This is a genomic window from Bradyrhizobium sp. PRIMUS42 (genome assembly GCF_023006515.1).
Lineage (GTDB): Bacteria > Pseudomonadota > Alphaproteobacteria > Rhizobiales > Xanthobacteraceae > Bradyrhizobium.
The window spans coordinates 1-3,182 of record NZ_JALBGZ010000710.1 but is presented as its reverse complement, the minus strand read 5'-3'; the positions used below and the strand labels follow the sequence as shown (position 1 = coordinate 3,182).

The following is a 3,182-nucleotide window of genomic DNA, read 5'->3' as shown; positions in this document are numbered from 1 at the left end:
GGCCTTGCCCGGCTCCGCGGCCTGGACTGCGCCCCCGCACGTCCAAAGTGTGAGGGCGAACAAGGGAATGGAGAGAATTGAAATCCAGCTTTGGCGGCGACCGGCTGCACTGGCGGTAGACGTCGTCATCGAATTGTCCTCCCGTTTAAGTAGGGATCGCCATTCGATACGTCTATTGAGGCCGAAGATGGGTCAGCCTGCCGCTTATGGCTGCGGGTTGTCCCGCCGCGGCAGGAAATGGTCCAGCAGGCCCGTCGGCAGGGGAAAGACGACGGTCGAAGACCGCTCGCCCGCGATATCGTGCAGGGCCGCGAAGTAACGGAGCTGCATCGCCTGCGGCTCTTGCGCGAGAATCCGGCCGGCCTCGACCAGCTTTTCGGCAGCCTGCTGCTCGCCCATCGCATTGATCACCTTGGCACGCCGCAACCGCTCCGCTTCGGCCTGCTTGGCGATCGCCCGCACCATGGTTTCGTTGAGATCGATGTCCTTGATCTCGATCCCGGTGACCTTGATGCCCCAGACGTCGGTCTGCTTGTCGAGGATCTCCTGGATGTCGGCGTTCAACCTGTCGCGTTCGGCAAGCATCTCGTCGAGCTCGTGCTTGCCGAGCACCGAGCGTAAGGTGGTCTGCGCGAGCTGACTGGTGGCAGCCATGTAATCGCCGACCTTGATGATGGCCCGTTCAGGATCGACGATGCGGAAGTACAGGACGGCGTTGACCTTGACGGAGACGTTGTCCCGCGAAATCACGTCCTGGGGCGGGACGACCTGCACCATCACCCGTAGATCGACCTTGACGAGTTGCTGCACGACCGGAACGAGGATGATGAGGCCCGGGCCCTTCACGCCGGTAAAGCGACCGAGCGTGAAGACGACGCCACGCTCGTATTCACGCAGGATTCGAATAGCCTGGGACAGGAACATGATGACAAGCAACGCGAGCGCCGCATAAGTCAGATATTCCAGCATCATGATGGACCTCCCTCGCCTGTGCGGGCTGGTGCGCGCCGTATCAGCAGAGTGAGGTCGACAACGTTCGCGACTTCGACCGTCTCTCCGGGCTTGAACGTTTCGGCGCCGCGCGCCTGCCAGCGCTCGCCATGGGCGAAAACATGACCTTCGCTCCCACGCCAGTCGAGAACCTCGGCGGGCAAGCCTCGCATGGCCTGCGCGCCGACCCGTTCAGGAGCCTTGGCGGCACGCCGCAGCGAACCAAGCACGACGAGAGCAAAGCCGACGAACACAGCTGCCGTGGTGCCGATCACCCACCACGACAGGTGGTAGCCGGGCGCCTCGCCCCTGAACAGCATCAACGCTCCCAGCACGAAAGCGATGATCCCTCCGAGACCGATCACCACCGTCGGATTGAAGGCTTCGACGGTGAGAAGCACTATGCCGACCAGCATCAGGGCAAGTCCGGCATAGTTGATCGGCAGCAAATTGAGGGCATAGAGGCCGATCAGCAGGCAGATCGCGCCGACGACTCCCGGCGCGACGGCACCGGGAGATATGAACTCGAAGATCAGGCCGTAGATGCCGACCATCAGGAGGATGAACGCCACGTTCGGATCGGTGATCACCGCCAGGAAGCGGGATATTCGTCCGGGGTCGACGGCTTCGACGACCGCATCCTTCGTCGCGAGGCGTTGCGTCTTGCCGCCTGCAACTTCCACCTCGCGACCATCGAGCTGCCTCAGCAATTCAGCCTGGTCGCGCGCGACGAGATCGATGGCATGGGCCTCGAGCGCGCCGTTGGCAGAGAGCGTGGCGGCTTCACGAACCGCCTTCTCCGCCCAGTCCGCATTGCGGTTGCGCAGCTCGGCGAGGCTGCGGATGAAAGCGACGGCATCGTTCGTCACCTTCGCCGTCATCGCGTCCTTCGGCTCATCCTTCTTGTCCTTGCCGTCCTTGTCGGGTGTACCGCTCGGCAGGCCCGGCAGCGGCCCGCCAATCTGCACCGGCGTCGCGGCACCGATATTGGTGCCTGGCGCCATCGCCGCGATGTGGGTCGCATAAAGGATATAGGTCCCCGCGCTCGCCGCGTGGGCGCCGGAGGGCGCGACGTAACCGACGACGGGGATGGGCGAGGCCAGCACGTCCGCAATGATCTCGCGCATGCTGGAATTGAGACCGCCGGGCGTGTTCATTCTCAGAAGCACGACCTCGGCGCGCCGTTCGCTCGCCTTGGCCAAGGCCTCCTTCACGTAGCTGGCCGACGCAGGGCCAATGGCCCCGTCGATCGAAACAATCAGTGCAAGACGGCCGTTCTCCTCCGCTGAGCTGGGAAGGAGGCAGCAGATCAAAGCCACGACGCCAATCGCCGCAACGAGGGCCGCCTTCATGGTCTGCACGGCAGGGCTCCCTTGCAGAGCATATGGTGTTCGTCTCTTGAACCTCAATGCTGTGCGAAGAGACCGGCGCTGCGATTGTGCAACGCAATGGAAAATGTGCCATGCAGGATGGCGATGTGGTCGGTTGAGCAAAGGCGCTGGCGGACCATGCCTGCGACTGATCCGCCCTGCCCAAGACGCCCTGCCCCACGAGTTGCTACCGTGCCACTCTCACGCCATCGGGCCCGATCGTGCCGAACATCCCGGCGATGATCTCGCTGGTCGGCTGCATGCCGCCGAGCGACCAGTGGGAAGGCTCCTGCTCCTCGATCCTGACCCAGACGTTGCGGCGGAAGTCCGGGTTGTTCTGCCCTTCGACCTCGACCATCAGGTCGGTGACGCGTTCGAGCAGGGTCTTCTTCTGCGCAGCATCCAGAATGCCGCGGACGGTGGAAATGGTGATGTAAGGCATGTCTCTCTCCAATTGTGTCGGGTAACGACGGCGGCAGATTGGACCGGCCCCTCTCCGCAAGGCAGTGGCGGATAAGACAGAGATCAGGCAATTTCCGCCACGCGCCCGCGCGCCGTTCGGATAGGATCGCGGCATCAACCCGGGGGTCTCATGAAGCTCGCAATTCTGGCACTGGAAGGTTGCATGCATTCGGCGATCGCGGGGATCGCCGACATCCTGTCGCTCGCCAACCACGTCATGCAGCAGAGCGGCGCAAAATCCCGCTTCGCCTTCCAGACGCTGTCGCTCGACGGCAAGCCCGTGCGCGCCGGCGGCGGCCGGGTGGTCGCAGTCGATGGCGCGATCGATAAACGCGCGCGCTTCGACGCGATCATCGTCCC

At 63.6% G+C, this 3,182-nt stretch carries 3 protein-coding genes and 1 pseudogene; 1 reads left to right on the top strand and 3 read right to left on the bottom strand.

Annotation, left to right across the window (positions count from 1 at the left end):
* Window positions 1–204 precede the first annotated feature (204 nt).
* The 3 genes from MOV75_RS32300 to MOV75_RS32290 all read right to left on the bottom strand — a co-directional run bounded on the left by MOV75_RS32300 (window position 205) and on the right by MOV75_RS32290 (window position 2,802).
* Complete coding sequence (locus tag MOV75_RS32300; protein ID WP_212250791.1) at window positions 205–972, bottom strand: slipin family protein; 768 nt, start codon at window positions 970–972, stop codon at window positions 205–207.
* Window positions 969–2,351 carry a nodulation protein NfeD gene (locus MOV75_RS32295; protein ID WP_246923046.1) on the bottom strand — a complete coding sequence of 461 codons (1,383 nt, stop codon included), beginning with the start codon at window positions 2,349–2,351 and terminating at the stop codon, window positions 969–971. The genes MOV75_RS32300 and MOV75_RS32295 overlap by 4 nt, the downstream gene beginning before the upstream one ends.
* A gap of 196 nt (window positions 2,352–2,547) precedes the next feature.
* Window positions 2,548–2,802, bottom strand: a complete 255-nt coding sequence (locus tag MOV75_RS32290; protein WP_246923050.1) for a tautomerase family protein — start codon at window positions 2,800–2,802, stop codon at window positions 2,548–2,550.
* Window positions 2,803–2,952: 150 nt separating this feature from the next.
* Here MOV75_RS32290 and MOV75_RS32285 point away from each other — a divergent pair.
* Window positions 2,953–3,182, top strand: a pseudogene (locus MOV75_RS32285) (transcriptional regulator); the annotation flags it as partial.

What these genes read in the sequence shown, in the direction of transcription:
- MOV75_RS32300 (WP_212250791.1), bottom strand. Translation starts at nt 972, where the DNA reads ATGATGCTGGAATATCTGACTTATGCGGCGCTCGCGTTGCTTGTCATC.
- MOV75_RS32290 (WP_246923050.1), bottom strand. Translation starts at nt 2,802, where the DNA reads ATGCCTTACATCACCATTTCCACCGTCCGCGGCATTCTGGATGCTGCG.